11 protein-coding genes are annotated in these 14,628 nt (G+C 73.8%); 8 read left to right on the top strand and 3 right to left on the bottom strand.

What is annotated here, in order from left to right:
* The first annotated feature begins 258 nt into the window (after positions 1–258).
* The 6 genes from ACZ42A_RS01930 (at position 259) to ACZ42A_RS01905 (ending at position 9,637) form a co-directional block, all read left to right on the top strand.
* A complete protein-coding gene (locus ACZ42A_RS01930) occupies positions 259–1,782 on the top strand; it encodes a peptide MFS transporter (protein WP_468525165.1) in 1,524 nt (507 codons plus the stop codon).
* Between the two features lie 86 nt (positions 1,783–1,868).
* Entirely contained in the window at positions 1,869–3,560 is a 1,692-nt protein-coding gene (locus ACZ42A_RS01925) for a trypsin-like serine peptidase (RefSeq protein ID WP_468525164.1), read from the top strand.
* A gap of 41 nt (positions 3,561–3,601) precedes the next feature.
* A complete protein-coding gene (locus ACZ42A_RS01920; protein WP_468525163.1) occupies positions 3,602–5,995 on the top strand; it encodes a tetratricopeptide repeat protein in 2,394 nt (797 codons plus the stop codon).
* On the top strand, positions 5,992–7,503 hold the full coding sequence (locus tag ACZ42A_RS01915) for a VWA domain-containing protein (RefSeq protein ID WP_468525162.1): 1,512 nt from the start codon (positions 5,992–5,994) through the stop codon (positions 7,501–7,503). The genes ACZ42A_RS01920 and ACZ42A_RS01915 overlap by 4 nt, the downstream gene beginning before the upstream one ends.
* Positions 7,500–8,432, top strand: a complete 933-nt coding sequence (locus ACZ42A_RS01910; protein ID WP_468525161.1) for a hypothetical protein — start codon at positions 7,500–7,502, stop codon at positions 8,430–8,432. Before ACZ42A_RS01915 ends, ACZ42A_RS01910 begins: the two co-directional genes overlap by 4 nt.
* Positions 8,429–9,637: an ABC transporter substrate-binding protein gene (locus ACZ42A_RS01905; RefSeq protein ID WP_468525160.1), complete on the top strand. Its 1,209-nt coding sequence runs from the start codon at positions 8,429–8,431 to the stop codon at positions 9,635–9,637. Before ACZ42A_RS01910 ends, ACZ42A_RS01905 begins: the two co-directional genes overlap by 4 nt.
* 34 nt (positions 9,638–9,671) lie before the next feature.
* On the opposite strand, the gene ACZ42A_RS01900 is transcribed toward ACZ42A_RS01905, so the two are convergent.
* A complete protein-coding gene (locus ACZ42A_RS01900) occupies positions 9,672–10,238 on the bottom strand; it encodes a DoxX family protein (protein WP_468525159.1) in 567 nt (188 codons plus the stop codon).
* 219 nt (positions 10,239–10,457) lie between these two features.
* On the opposite strand from ACZ42A_RS01900, the gene ACZ42A_RS01895 reads away from it, so the two are divergent.
* Positions 10,458–10,784 (top strand): nuclear transport factor 2 family protein, encoded by a 327-nt coding sequence (locus tag ACZ42A_RS01895; RefSeq protein ID WP_468525158.1) that lies wholly within the window; start codon positions 10,458–10,460, stop codon positions 10,782–10,784.
* A gap of 203 nt (positions 10,785–10,987) precedes the next feature.
* Here the strand turns inward: ACZ42A_RS01895 and ACZ42A_RS01890 are convergent, their stop codons facing one another.
* Positions 10,988–11,770: an SDR family oxidoreductase gene (locus tag ACZ42A_RS01890; protein ID WP_468525157.1), complete on the bottom strand. Its 783-nt coding sequence runs from the start codon at positions 11,768–11,770 to the stop codon at positions 10,988–10,990.
* Positions 11,771–11,904: 134 nt separating this feature from the next.
* Between ACZ42A_RS01890 and ACZ42A_RS01885 the strand changes: the two genes are divergently transcribed.
* Complete coding sequence (locus ACZ42A_RS01885; protein WP_468525156.1) at positions 11,905–13,545, top strand: alkaline phosphatase D family protein; 1,641 nt, start codon at positions 11,905–11,907, stop codon at positions 13,543–13,545.
* On the opposite strand, the gene ACZ42A_RS01880 is transcribed toward ACZ42A_RS01885, so the two are convergent.
* Positions 13,532–14,578, bottom strand: a complete 1,047-nt coding sequence (locus ACZ42A_RS01880) for a Gfo/Idh/MocA family protein (RefSeq protein ID WP_468525155.1) — start codon at positions 14,576–14,578, stop codon at positions 13,532–13,534. The two genes, ACZ42A_RS01885 and ACZ42A_RS01880, sit on opposite strands and share 14 nt — an antisense overlap.
* Positions 14,579–14,628 lie beyond the last annotated feature (50 nt).

Here is a 14,628-nt window from a genome sequence, read left to right as displayed (position 1 = left end):
GCAGCGCAGCCGGCGCCGGGCCGGCCCGCGGGGCCACGGGTGGCAGTCCCCCGTCGCCACCGCCACCCCGCGGGCCCGCCCGCCCCTCCCGCCCCGCGGCGCCCGGCACCTTCCCCCGGCCGGGCGCCGCGCGCGTGCTGTCCATGGTCGGCCGCGCCTTCGCCCACGCATCCGGCCCCCGAGCAGTCCTCGAGCGGTCGTCGAACGGCTCCGGTGAGGCTCGGCGTGCGCCCGTTCGCTGCGTTCACCGGAGGAGCCATGGCAGCCCCGACCCAACCGTCCGCCGCCGACCGGCGGTCCGCCACCGCCGCCCCAGAGGCCACCGACGCCGCCCGCCGGAGCACCGGTCTGCTCGGCCGGCCGCGCTGGTTCACCACCCTCTTCGGCACCGACGTCTGGGAACGCTTCAGCTTCTACGGGATGACCGCGATCCTCGTGCTGTACGCGACGGAGGACACCGACCGCGGCGGCCTCGGCATGTCCGCCGGCGACGCCGGGCTGCTGTACGGCCTGTACATGGCCTCCGTCTTCCTGGCCTCCGTGCCCGGCGGCTGGATCGGCGACCGGATCCTCGGGGCGTACCGCGCCGTGCTGTACGGCGGCGTCCTGATCGCCCTGGGCCATGTGTCGATGGCGGTGCCCGTCGCCGGATCCCTCTACCCCGGCCTGCTGTTCATCGCCCTCGGCACCGGTCTGCTCAAGCCCAACATGGCCAACCTGCTCAGCGCGTTCTACGACCGCGAGGACCGGGCCGGCCGCGACGCGGGCTTCTCCGTCTTCTACATGAGCGTCCAGGTCAGCGCCCTGGTCGCGCCGATCGTCGTGGGCGCGCTCGGCGAGGGCGTCAACTGGCACCTCGGCTTCGGCGCCGCCGCCCTCGGCATGGCCATCGGCCTCTTCCAGTACGTCCGCGGCTCCCGGCACTTCGGCGACACCTGCCGCGCCCCCGAGCGGTCCGCCACACCCGCCGAGCGCACCCGCGTCCTGCGCGTCACCCTCGCCGCCACCGCCGTGGTCGTCCTCGTCTACGGCGTCGACGCCGCGCTCGGCACCTTCCGCCTCGCCCATCTCATGGCGCTGATCGGCCTGCTGTGCGTGACGCTGCCGGTCCTCTGCTTCTGGCGGCTGCTGCGCAACCCGGTGCTCACCGCCGTCGAACGCGTCAAGGTGCGCACGTACATCTGGCTGTTCGCCGCCTCCGCCGTCTTCTGGGCCCTGTTCCTCCAGTCCGGTTCGGCCTTCTCCCTGTTCGCCAAGCACGCCACCGACCGCGAGATCCTCGGCCGTACCGTGCCCGCCAGCTGGTTCCAGTCGGCGATCCCGCTGTTCGTCCTGGCGCTGGCGCCGCTGTTCGCCTGGCTGTGGACCCGGGCCGGCGACCGGGTGCCGACGGCGGTCAAGTACGCGGTCGGCATGGGCGCCACGGCCGCCGCGTACTTCGTGATGGCCCTGGCCGCGACACTGGCGGCGGACGGAGCCCGGGTGTCCCCGCTGTGGCTGCTGCTGGCCTTCCTGCTGCTGGCGGCGGGCGAGGTCTCCTTCGGCCCGATCGGGATGAGCGCCACCACGGCGATCGCCCCGGCCACCTTCGTCAGCCAGATGGTGGCGCTGTTCTGGCTGGCCGGCGCGCTCGGCGGCGGCCTCGGCGGCAACGCCCTGAAGGTGTCCGGCGACCGGGTGCCCGGCTCCGGCTACTTCCTCGCCCTGGGCGCCGCGGCGCTCGTCGCCGGTGCGGCCCTGCTGCTCGGCCGCCGCCGGCTCACCCGCGGCCTCGGCGTCTGAGGCGGTCAACAAGCGATCATCCGACGCTTGTTGAATAGCTGTCACATCTGTATGCGGCGCCACCAAGCGCCCGTATAGTTTCGAATATGGCTGCTGGCGGGGGAGTCCGAGCCGCCTCGTCGACGGAGACGCCGAGCTGGGCTGTGCGCATCCGGGGAGCGGACGGGGAGATCGCGGGGGCCGGCATTCTGCTGAGTCCCGACCGGGTGCTCACCTGCGCCCATGTCGTCGGCAGGGCGGCGGCCCGGGTCACCGCGGAGTTCGTCGGCGCCGCCGGTCCCCATGTGCCCTCGGTGCCGGCCTGGGTGGACGCGTACGTCCCGGAGAGCGTGGACGCCGACGGCGAGCCCAGCGGGGATGTCGCGCTGCTGCGGCTGGCACGGCGCCGGCCCGCGGAGGAGGCGGTCAGGCTCCACCGGCTGTCCGCGCCGGGCCGCGAGGTGCGGATGTACGGCTTCCCGCACGGCCATGACGGCGGCATCCGGGCCACCGTCGTCGGCGGCCGGGGACGCGACGGACGGGTGCGGCTCGTCCCGGCAGGCCCCGGCGAGCCGGCCGGCCCCGGATGCAGCGGCGCCGGGGTGGCCGACAGCCTCACCGGCGAGGTCATCGGCATGGTCCTCGGCGCGACGCGGGACCGGCACGGCGACCCGCTCTCCTTCATGAGCCCGGCCGAGACCATCGTCCGGCACCTGCCCCAGGTCGGCCGGTGGACCGCCGGGCGGACCGCCGTCGACGACCAGCTGAAGTCCACCGAGGACGACGTCTCGGAGGCGCTGCTCGACGAGCCGTTCGCCCAGCGGCTCGCCGCCTGGCTGCGGGACGACGGACAGCAGGTGAAGATCAGCGTCGTGCCGCACGGCGACGGCGCCCGCGCCGCCACCCTGCGCCGCGCCATCACCCTCGCCGACCGCGAGTTACGCACCGCCGTCTCCGTCGAGCGGGCCTCACAGGACCCGCCGGGCACGGTCCCGTCGGCCGGCGGCCACGATCTGGCGGTGGACGCGGGCGGGCTCACCGCCGCCGAGATCGCCGAGCGGATCGCCGAACGCATGGGCCTGTGGCACGACCCGGCCGTCCTCGCCGCCGACCGGATCAGAGCCGCGAAGGTCACCCTGACCCTGGTCGTCGTCGGTGTCGACGAAGCCCTGGACCCACCGGCGCTGCTGGACCTGCTGGAGGTGCTGCGCGCCGGGGGCAGCCGTCTGCTGCTCGTCTTCCGTACGGCCGGCGCCTGCCATCACCAGGCCCGCCGGCGGTTGCTGCTCCAGCCCGCGCAGGAGCGCCGGGCGCGGCTCGTCGAGGCGCTGAAGGAGATCACCGGACCGCTCGCCAGGGCGCTGCACGAGCGCAAGGCCGCCGTGGTCCCCGACGGCCTCCGGCCCCTCGACGCGGACCTCGTGGCCGCCCACGCCGCCCTCGCCGACCTCACCCGCACCCAGGGCGACCCCGGTCATGGCCCGGACCTCGCACGCTACGAACGGCTGGCCGACCGGGTGGCCGCCCGGCTGGCGCACGGCATCCGCCACCTCGACCGGCTCCGCGACCGCCGCGAGGAACTGCGCGGCCGCCTGCGCAGCTACCACGTCCTGCACCAGCACTCCATCCAAGGCGAGGAGGACCCGGCGGTGGACGCTCTCTATCTCCGGGCACACGACCTGCTGCAGACCAGACCCTGCGACATACGGGCGGCCGAGGCGGCGGTGCACGCCTACACCCGCCGCGTGGACCGCCACGACGGCCAACGCCAGAACCAGGGCGGGGGCTCGTCCTCATGACCGGCGAGGCCTGTGTCAGACCCGGCTGTGGGGGCCGGATCATGGTCACCGGGTTCTGTGACACCTGCTTCCGGCGGCCCCTCGCGCCCGAGGGGCGGCCGGAGCCGCCTCGGCAGGAGCAAGAGCAGGAGCAGGAGCCGGGGCGCGCGGGGGAGGGCGAGCGGGGCGGGGCCGCGCGTCGGCCCTCCGGTCCGGTCTCCGGGGAACTCGACCGGGACGGTCTGCCGGTCCTGCCGTATCTGCCCTCCCCGGATCCCTCGGAGGCCGCCGACACCGTCCCCCGGCCGCCCACCGGAGGACGCCGCTGCGGCGTGAACAACTGCCCCGGCACCATCGGCGTCGCGTACGACGGCGGCCCCCCGCCCGACCACGGGTTCTGCCCGGAGTGCGGCACGCCGTACTCGTTCCGGCCCAAGCTGCACCCCGGTGACGTGGTCGGCGGTCACTACAAGGTGCTCGGCTATCTCGCCGTCGGCGGCCAGGGCTGGATCTATCTCGCCGAGGACACCCGGGTACAGGGCCTCCACGTCGTCCTCAAAGGGCTGATCAACACCGGGGACGCCGCGGGCCGGCGCGCCGCCGTCGAGGAGCGCCGCTCGCTCACCACGCTCCACCACCCGGACATCGTCCGCATCATCACGTACGTGGAGCACCAGGCGCCCGGAGACCCGGAGCCCACCGGCTACACCGTGATGGAGTACGCCGGCGGCCGCTCGCTCTCCTGGATCCGGTTCGCCCCGGACGAGGAGCTGAGCCGGCTGCTCGGCGGCCCCCTGGAGTTCGGGCATGTGATCACGTACGGCTGCATGATCCTCGGTGCCCTGGAGTACCTGCACGACCAGGGCCTGCTCTACTGCGACATGAAGCCCGAGAACGTCATCCACTACGGCAGCCGGATCAAGGTCATCGACCTCGGCGCCATCCGCCCGATCGGCGACCGGACCTCCGAACTGACCTACACGCACGGCTATCCGCCCCACCGGAAGGAACTGGACGAGCGCGGCTTCCACATCGACAGCGATCTGTTCACCGTGGGCCGCACCCTGAAGTCCCTCGCCACGCGCGCCACGGACCCCGTCGGACTCGCCGCCCGCTCCTTCGAGAAGCTGATCCACCGCGCCACCCACCCGGACCCGGCCGCCCGCTTCGGCTCGGCGGCCGAGATGTCCCGCCAGCTGTGGGAGGTGCTGCGCGAGCACCAGGCGCTCAGCGGCCACGAGCCGTATCCGGAGCGGTCCACCCGTTTCCAGCCGACCGCGGCGGTCTTCGGCGCCCGCATCGGCACGGTCCCGGCGCTGGAGCACTGGACGCGCCGCCCCGGCACCCGGAAGCCGCGGCTGCCCGTCGGGGCCCCGGACCCCCGGGACACGGCCCTGGCCCTGCCCGTCCCGATCCCCGACGCCGCCGACGCCGCCACCCTGCTGCTCGACGGACTCGCCGCCGACACCCCGGACCGCATCGCCGAGCGGGCGCGGCAGGACGCGAGGCTGCACACCGTGGAGGCCGCGCTCTGGCTGTGCCGCGCCTATCTGGACGCGGGGGAGGCGGACCGGGCCGAGGAGTGGGTGCGGACGGCCAAGGGGCGTGGCGGCGACTACGACTGGCGGATCTTCTGGCACCAGGGCCTGGTCCATCTGATGCGCGGTGAGGTGGACCGGGCGGAGGGCGAGTTCGCCGCCACCTACGCCGCCCTCCCGGGCGAGGCCGCGCCCAAGCTGGCCCTCGGATACTGCGCGGAGTACCTGTCCGAGCGGCTGCGGGAATCGGCCGAGGAGCCGGTCGAGGTCGCGTCGGCCGGAGCGGCCCTGGCCCGGATCCGGCGCGCCGAGGAGCAGTCGGTCCGGCGGGCGCAGGCCCGTGAGCGGCAGGCCGAGGAGTACTACGAGGCCGTCCGGCGGCGGGACCGCACCCAGGGCAGCGCCGCCTTCGGACTGGCCCGGATCCGGCTGCGCGGCGGCGACCGGCGGCGGGCCGTGGCCGTCCTGGACGAGGTGCCGACGACGGCACGGCACCACGACGCCGCGCGGATCGCCGCGATCCGGGTGCTCGGCGGCAGGCTGCCCGACGGATCCGGGCCCGGCCCGGCCGAGCTGGCCGAGGCCGCCTGGCGGCTGGAGGGGCTGCGGCGGGCCGGCGCCGGCTCCCGGGAGCAGCCGTCCCGGGACCGGCTGGAGACGGAACTCCGCGAGTACGCGCTCGTCTGCCGTCCGCCGGGCGGCTGGGGCTCCGGTGTCCTCCCCGCGGAGGTCTTCGGGGCGGTGGACACCCCAGACGCGCTGCGCAAAGAGCTGTCCGAGTCGCTGAAGCGGCTCGCGGAACAGGCGGGCAGCGCGGACGAGCGCGGTGATCTGCTCGACCGGGCGTACGCGGTGCTGCCCGTGCCGGCCGGTCTGCGGGATCTGCTGCGCGGCCGGCGGCGTACGGCCAGGGCGTGACGGCGTACGGCAGCGACGACGACGGGGAGGTGCACGGACACATGGAGACCGGAGCGCCCGGAGCGGGCGAGACGGCCGGGCAGGTCACGGCCGGGCAGGTCGCGGTCGGGCTGGAGATCAGCCAGTGGAAGTACCTGTCCGGTGAGGCGAGCGACCCGCAGATGCATGCCATCCTCAGCGTCCGCGTGGACGGCGCCGAGGGCGGCGCGGGCCCCGGGCCGGTGCTCGCGCAGGTGCTGGCCGTGGACTGCTCCAGCTCGATGACCTGGCCGCCGGAGAAGCTGCACGCCGCCCAGCAGGCGGCCGTCGCGGCGATCCGGATGCTGCCGGACGGCACGCCGTTCGCGGTGGTCCGGGGCAACGAGACGGCGGCCATGGTGTATCCGGACGTCCCGGGCATGGCCCGCGCCGACGCCCGGCGGCGGGCGGAGGCGGAGCGGGCCGTGCTGCGGCTGGTCGCGGGCGGCGGCACCTGCATCGGCGCCTGGCTGGATCTGTCCCGCCGGCTGCTGGCGGAGCAGGACGCGCCCCTCGGGCATGTGCTGCTGCTCACCGACGGCAAGAACCAGCACGACGAACAGATGCCCTTGGCGGAGGTGCTGGAGACCTGCGCGGGCCGCTTCGTCTGCGACGCCTGGGGCATCGGCGACGGCTGGGACGGCCGGGAGCTGCTGCGGATCACCCGCCGGCTGCACGGCACCGCCTCCTCGGTGCGCGAGGAGGCGGCCCTTCCGGCGGAGTACGAGAAGCTGATGGACCGGCTGCTCACCAAGACCGTGCCCGAGCTTGCGATCTCGGTGACCCCCATGGCCGGGGCGGCCGTGCGCTATCTCAAGCAGGTCTTCCCGACCGAGGCCGAGCTGACCCCCGAGGAGGGCACCCGGTTCGTCACCCGCGCCTGGGGCGACGAGACCCGCCGCTACCAGCTGTGCCTGTCCGCCGACCCGGACGGCCGCCCGCGCGGCGAGGACCTCCAGCTCGCCGTGGTCGCCGTCGACGTGCCCGGCGACGACGTAGTGCTGCCGCCCCCGCAGCCCTGCCTGGTGCACTGGACCGACAACCCGGCCCTGTCCGCGCACACCGACGCCCAGGTCGAGCACTTCGAGCAGCACCAGCGGCTCGGTGAGGCCGTCGCCGCCGCCACCGACGCGCACCGCCGCGGCGAGCGCGACCTGGCGGAGCATCAGCTCGGCCGGGCCGTGCAGCTCGCCCGCGCGATGAGCGCCGACGAGCAACTCGGCCGGCTGGCCCGCCTGGTGGAGATCGACGACGCACAGGCCGGCCGGGTCCGGCTGCGCCCCGAGGTGACCGCCGTCGACTTCGAGCACCTGATCACCGCGAGCAGCCGCAGCACCTTCGGCCCCGGCTCCGGTACCGGCGATGGCAGCGGTACGGGCGCCGCGGGTGCGGGCGGGGCCACCGTCACCTGCCCGGTCTGCTCCCACAAGGCCCCCGCCGGGGCCCGGTTCTGCCCCTCCGGCGGGCACCGCCTGGAGGAGCGGCCGTGAGCACCACCGGCCGCGAGCTGGTCCGCAGACTCCGGCTGCTGCTGACGCTCGGACTCGCCACCACGCTCGCGCTGTTCGTCGCCTACCGGGGCGTGCACGACGACACCGTGCCGCTGTCGTCGGCGAGCACGCCCGGCATCCTGGCCGTCGACACGGCGCGGTACGCGATGAGCCAGGCGCAGGACGTGGTCGGCGGCGGACCGCAGGACGAGACGAGCGGCGAGTTCCACACCTGGGTCTCGGTCGCCCAGCAGAGCCTCGCCCTGGCCGCCTCCGAGAACGTCACCGGCCTGCAGGGCCGCCACGACCTCCAGACCATCACCGGGCTGATCGCCGTCTACTCCAGCTGGGTGGAGCGCTCGGGCCGGCAGCCCGAGTCCTCGCCGCTGCGCACCGCCTATCTCCACTACGCGAAACAGGTGCTCGACTCGGAGGACGAGGACGCCACCGGAGACATCATGAGCCGCCTCGACGCCCTGCGAGCCGAACAAGTGGCCGAGGCCGAGCGGCAGGCGATGTTCCCCTGGCAGCAATGGCTGTTGTGGAGCGTGGTCGCGGCGCTGTACGTCGCGCTGTGCCTGGCTCTGCTGGAGACCCAGCGGTTCCTGCGGCACCGCTTCCGTAAACCGGTGCACCTGCGGCTGCTCGCCGCGACCGTGGTGTGCGCGCTCGGCGTGCCGGTGCTGGTGTGGATCACGATCAGGGCACACGGCGCGATGGCCGACACCGTCGGCTGGATCCGTGAACGGAGCAGCGACCGGGACGACATCCCCCTGGTCGCGGGCCGGGTGCAGGCCGCGCTGGACGACGCGGGCTTCTGGGCGTCGCTGTCCGACTGGGTGCTGTGGGGAGGGGCCGTGGTGATGGCACTGACGCTGTGGGCGCTGCGACCGCGTATCGCCGAGTACCGGTTCCGGGGGTCGCGATGAGACGGCCACGACCTCGCACACTCCTCGTCCTCGCCGTCTGCCTGGCGCTGCTCGGCGCCGGCGTGTACACGGGGGTGCGCTGGGCGCGGGCCTGGAAGGGGACGGTGACGCTGCTCGCCAGCTGGACCGGCGACGAGGAGACGGAGTTCAGGAAGAACATCATCGACGACTTCCAGAAGCGACATGACATCAAGGTCGTCTACCAGGGCAGCTCCGCACTGAGCCAGGTGCTCGCCGCCGACATAGCGGCCGGGAACCCGCCGGACGTGGCGGTGGTGCCCGGTCCGGGCGAACTCCTGACGTACGCCGGTGACGGCCGGCTCCGCTCACTGGACGGCCTGTTCGACGCCGGGCACTACGACGAGATGTGGGCACCCAAGGTGCGGGGCGAGGACGGTGGCCTCCACACCTACTGGCTGCCGGTCAAGACGAGCCTGAAGAGCATGGTCTGGTACACGGGGAAACAGCCCACGAGGCAGTCGCCGGGCACACCCGGGGAATGGTGCCTGGGCATGGAGGACGGCGCCGCCTCCGGGTGGCCCGGCACCGACTGGGTGGAGGACATCCTGCTCCAGCAGGCCGGGCCGCGGGCGTACGCGGACTGGGTGAACGGCGAACTCCCCTGGACCGACCCGGCCGTGGAGAAGGCCTGGACGACCTGGGGCGAGTTGGTCGGCGCGGGCGAGGCCGACCGCGTCGATCAGGCGCTGACAGCCGGGTTCCGCGAGGCCTGCGCCGCGGGCGGACGGCTGGAGCACCAGGGCTCCTTCCGCGCCGGCCACTGGCGGAAGCAGGGCGGGACGTACGTCTCCTCCGCCGAGGTGATCCCCGGCGCCGGGCCGGAGGCAGGGGCCCGGGAGGTCTCCGGCGACCTCGCGGCCCTGCTGACCGACAAGCCGGAGGCGAAGAAGCTGATCCGCTATCTGGCGAACCCCGGCACCAAGCTGCCCGACTACACCGTCAACACGGCGGCGACCCCGGAGTCCGAACAGGGCACGACCGAGCGGCGGATCGGCGGGATCCTGCGCGAGGAAGGCACGACCCGCTGCTGGGACGCCTCCGACGCCATGCCCCGCACCCTGCGGGACGCCTTCCACCAGGCGGTACTGCGCCATCTCGTCGAACCGGACGCGCTGAAGGGCCAGTTGAAGAGCCTCCAGAAGCTCAGCGCCAAGCAGGAACTGAAGGTGTGCGGCGACCCCTGAGCCAGGGCAGCCGGCCTGATCCACACGACAGGCCCTAGCTCGCCGTCACCTCGTCGAACAGCGGATCCTGCTCGCCCTCCGCGCGCCGTGCCTCCCGCTGGAGCCGCTTGACCCGGGTGCCCACCACGACCGCGGTCGCGGCCGCCGCCACGCCGAGCGCGACCGGGACCATCCAGCCGCGGTCCAGGACATGGCCGAGGGCGTGGTCGAGGGAGAGACGGCCGGGCCCGGTGACGGCGAGGCCGGTGGCGGCGAGGCCGAGGGTGGCGGCGTACTCGTAGCCGCCGCTCGCGTTGAAGAAGCCGTTGGGGGCGTGCACGGCCGCCGCGCCCGCCATCGCGCCGGTTGCCGCAGCGCCCGCCGCCGGGGTGGCCAGGCCCAGCGCCAGCAGGGTGCCGCCGCCGGTCTCGGCGAGGCCGGCCATGGTGGCGCTGACCTTGCCCGGTTTGTAGCCGACGGACTCCATGAACCGGCCGGTGCCCTCGATCCCGCCGCCGCCGAACCAGCCGAACAGCTTCTGCGTGCCGTGCGCGGCGAGCACCCCGCCGGTGCCCAGCCGAAGCATCAGCAGGCCCAGATCACGTCGGTCGTAGAACGTCACGTTGACTCCCGGAGCAGAGGAACAAAGCAGCAGAGGAACAAAGCAAGCGTGTGTGCGGCCCCGCCCCGGTTTCCCCGGACCCACCGTCGCATCCCCGGCCCGCGCCGGTCCCTTCCGCGAGGGCCGTTCGGGTGGCGGCCGACGTGCCGGCTCCGGGTGGCGGCCGTGTGACGGCTGCTTCGTGTGGCGGGGGACCGGGGCCGGTGTGACGCTGACGGCATGACGATTCATGCTGCCAAGCTGAGCGACCCGGCCGTCCGCGCCTTCGTCACCGCCGTCAACGCGCATGACCGCGAGGGCTTCATGGCGTTGCTCGCCCCCGGCGCGACCATGGCGGACGACGGCGCGGACCGGGACCTCGCCGAGTGGATCGACGAGGAGATCTTCTCCTCCCACGGCCACATGGAGGTCGACAACGAGTCCGACGGCGGCCGCGCCCTCATCGCCCGCTACCGCAACGACACCTGGGGCGAGATGCGCACCCGCTGGCGCTTCACCGTCGAGGACGACGGCCGCATCTCCCGCTTCGAGACCGGCCAGGCGTGACCGCCGCCGTGCTCGTGTGACGCGGCAGCCGTGCCACGGCCGGTGCCGTGGCACGGCTGCCGCCTCCCCCCTGGCGATGGCCTGCGGAAACTCGGTACTCCAAGTGTGAAGTTCCTGTGGAGAAGAGTTGAGCATAGGCCACCCACCGGGGGCAATGGGGCGGATGGTCGAACTCCGCTTGTGCAGCTCGACCCGGCCACGGGTCAGCCGCGGCCCACGTACGGCATCGCCGTCGCCAGCACCGTCGCGAACTGCACATTCGCCTCCAGCGGCAGCTCCGCCATGTGCCGCACGGTGCGCGCCACATCGGCCACGTCCATGACGGGCTCGGGCACGATCCGCCCGTCCGCCTGGAGCGCCCCCGTCTGCATCCGGGCCGTCATGTCGGTGGCCGCGTTGCCGATGTCGATCTGGCCGACCGCGATGTTGTACGGCCGCCCGTCCAGGGACAGCGACTTGGTCAGGCCCGTCAGCGCGTGCTTGGTGGCCGTGTAGGCGACCGAGTGCGGGCGGGGGGTGTGCGCCGAGATCGAGCCGTTGTTGATGATCCGGCCGCCCTGCGGGTCCTGCTCCTTCATCTGCCGGTACGCCGCCTGCGCGCACAGGAACGCCCCGTTGAGGTTGGTGTCCACCACATGCCGCCAGGCGTCGTACGACAGCTCCTCGACGGGCACCCCGCCCGGCCCGAACGTCCCCGCGTTGTTGAACAGCAGGTCCACCCGGCCGAACCGCTCGACCGTGGCCGAGAACAGCGCGGCCACGTCCTCGGGGCGTGACACGTCCGTCCGTACGGTGAGCGAGGCACCCTCGGGCACCAGCGCCGCCGTCTCCTCCAGGGTCTCCGCGCGCCGGCCCGCCAGCGCCACCGACCAGCCCGCGCGCAGCAGCTCCACGGCGACCGCGCGCCCGATGCCCGAGCCCGCGCCGGTCACCACGGCGATCCTCGACCGGCTCTCCGACCGGCTCTCCGTTCGCTTCTCGTTCATGGGCCCGCAGCGTACGGGAGGGTCCGCCATGCGGAACTCATTCGTCCGCCATCTGGTTGTCCTGTACGCGCCTATCGGGAGTCGTCCCCGGCCACTCCAATGCCTGACGCATCCATTCGTCAGGGGAGGACCGGATGACTCACGCAGCCCCTCGGCCGCAGCACGCCCCCGAACTCCGCGCCGCCGCCCGCCACATCGGACGGCGGCGCTTCCTCACCGGCACCGGAGCGGCCGCCGCCCTCGCCTTCGCCGTGGGCCTCCCGGCCGCCGGCACCGCGAGCGCCGCCGAACTCGACGCCGCGCGCATCACCGACAACCCCTTCACCCTCGGCGTCGCCTCCGGCGACCCGCTGCCCGGCTCGGTCCTGCTGTGGACCCGCCTCGCCCCCGCCCCCTACCAGCCCGACGGCGGCCTCCCGGCCGAACGCGTCACCGTGCACTGGGAACTCGCCCACGACGAGGGCTTCCGCCGGATCGTCAGACGCGGCGCCGCCCACGCCCACCCCGAGTTCCACCACACCGTGCACGTCGAGGCCGCCCACCTCGCCTCCGGCCGCGTCTACTACTACCGCTTCCGCGTCGGCGACTGGATCAGCGAGACCGGCCGCACCCGCACCGCGCCCGCGACCGGAGAGCGGGCCGCCGCGCTCCGCCTGGCCGCCGTCTCCTGCCAGGCCTACCACGACGGCTACTTCACGGCGTACGGCCATCTCGCCCAGGACGACGTCGACGTCGTCTTCCACCTCGGGGACTACCTGTACGAGTACGCCGTCAACTCCGCGGGCGGCCAGCGCCGGTACACCGACCGCGTCCTCCCGGCCCACTTCAACCGCGAGACCGTCACCCTGGAGGACTATCGCCTGCGGTACGCCCTCTACAAGACCGACCCCGACCTGCGCGCCGCGCACGCCGCGCACCCCTTCGTCGTCACCTGGGACGACCACGAGACCGAGAACAACTACGCCGGCGACACCCCCGAGAACGACGTCCCGCCGGAGGAGTTCCTGCTGCGCCGGGCCGCCGCCTACCGCGCCTACTGGGAAAACCAGCCACTGCGCCGCCCCCAGCGGCCCGAGGGCCCCGACATGCGGCTCTACCGCCGCCTGCTCTGGGGCGACCTCGCCCAGTTCGACATCCTCGACACCCGCCAGTACCGCACCAACCAGGCCTACGGCGACGGAGCCCGCGTCCCCGGGCCCGAGGTCGACGACCCGGCGCGCACCATGACCGGCGAGACCCAGGAGCGGTGGCTGCTCGACGGCTGGCAGCGCTCCCGGGCGCTGTGGAACGTCGTACCGCAGCAGGTCGTCTTCTCCCAGCGGAAGTTCGACCTGACGGAGCCGTCGCGGGTGTCGATGGACGCCTGGGACGGCTACCGCGCCTCGCGCCGCCGGGTGCTGGACGGCGCGCGGGCGGCCGGCGTCGAGAACCTGATGGTGCTCACCGGCGACGTGCACGTCGGTTACGGCTTCGACATCAAGGAGAACTTCGACGACCCGGGCTCCCGCACGCTGGGCACGGAGATCGTCGCCACCTCCATCGCCAGCGGCCGCGACGGCGCCGACCGGCCCGCCAACTGGGACACCTACATGCGGGCCAACCCGCACCTGAGGTTCTACAACGGGCGGCGCGGCTATGTGGCGGTCGCGCTCGGCCGCGAGCAGGCGCGGGCCGACTTCCGGACCGTGCCGTACGTGACGACGCCCGGGGCGCCGGTCACGACGGCCGCGTCCTTCGTGACCCGAGTGGGCGAGCCGGGGCTCACGCCGGCGTGAGCTGTGCGGTGGGGTCCTCGTCGGGGTCGCCGTAGGGGGCCTCCCCCGGGTAGCGGACGCCGACGCGGTCCCGGATCGCGTCGAGCGTCCGCATCACGGCGAGCGTGCCGTCGAGCGGGACCAGCGGGGACTCGGTCTCGCCGGCGCGCAGGGCCCGCATCACCTCGCGGGCCTCGTGCTTGAGGCTGTTGTGCGGGGCGTCGGCCGGGTCGTGGACGAACTCCTCCGGCTCGCGCCCCGCGCGGTGCAGCACGAACCGCTCCGGGTGGAAGAAGCCGTACGGGATGTCGATACGGCCCTGGGAGCCGGTGACCGACGCCGCCACCGGCGTACCGCCCACGATGGAGCAGTGCACCGAGGCGAGAGCGCCGCTCTCATAGGAGAGCACCGCCCCCGTCTGGAGATCGACGCCCTCCTCCGAGAGCACCGCACTCGCCGCGATCCCCGCCGGCTCACCCAGCAGCAGATGCGCGAACGAGACCGGGTACACCCCCAAGTCCAGCAGCGCGCCCCCGCCCTGCAACGGATCCCGCAGCCGGTGCGAGGGCGGGAACGGCCCCGCGAGCCCGAAGTCCGCCTGCACACTGCGCACCTCGCCGACCGCCCCGTCGTCCACCAGCGCCTTCAGCCGCCGCATCAGCGGGCTGCAGTACATCCACATGGCCTCCATCAGGAAGCGCCCGTGCTCCCGCGCCAGCGTCACCAGTTCCCCGGCCTCGCGCACGTTCAGCGTGAACGGCTTCTCCAGCAGCACGTTCCGCCCCGCCGCCAGACACAGCCCGGCCGCCGCCCGGTGCGCCGCGTGCGGAGTGGCGACGTAGACGACATCCACGTCCGCGTCCCGCGCCAGCGCCTCCCATTCGCCGTACGCCCGGTCGATCCCGAACCGCTCCGCGAACGCCTTCGCCGACGCCTCGGTCCGCGACGCCACCGCCACCACCTCCGCGTCCGGCAGATCGACCAGATCCGCCGTGAACGCGGCGGCGATCCCGCCGGTCGCCAGGATCCCCCACCGCACGCTGTCCGCCGTCATTCCCCGCCCCACGCTCGTCTCAGTAACACCAGGCACTCTGTTCGAGCTGA

It is taken from the genome of Streptomyces sp. NPDC030838 (assembly GCF_055572035.1).
The sequence above is the reverse complement of the archived record's forward strand: the minus strand, read 5'-3'. Positions and strand labels throughout refer to the sequence as shown.